Here is a 412-nt window from a genome sequence, read left to right on the forward strand (position 1 = left end):
CTCTCCATCCCCCCGCGAAGCGACGGCGCAAGGGCGCCGCCGACGCCATGGGTGGAACCCGCTTCGTCGGTCGCGACGGGTTCGCCACCTCCGTCCAGCAGTATAGGATGACGGTCTCAGTGCGGCTTGATCGCCACCTTCAGTACGTTGTCACGCTGGTTGGCGAACAGGTCGTAAGCGGCGACGATGTCGTCGAGGCGGTATTCGTGGCTGACCAAAGGCCCGAGGTTGACCCGGCCCGAAGCCACGATATTGAGCAGTCGGCGCATGCGCTCCTTGCCGCCGGGGCACAGCGCGGTATTGATCCGGTGGTCGCCGAGGCCGGCGGCGAAGGCCGACAACGGAATCGTCAGGTCTTCCGAATAGACCCCGAGGCTGGAAAGGGTGCCGCCGGGCTTGAGCACCCTCAGGG

At 66.3% G+C, this 412-nt stretch carries 1 pseudogene; it reads right to left on the minus strand.

Annotation, left to right across the window (positions count from 1 at the left end):
• Positions 1-116 precede the first annotated feature (116 nt).
• Positions 117-412: pseudogene (locus AC066S_RS39715) on the minus strand (NAD(P)-dependent alcohol dehydrogenase); the annotation flags it as partial.

The organism is Bradyrhizobium sp. CFUWI, assembly GCF_056429085.1.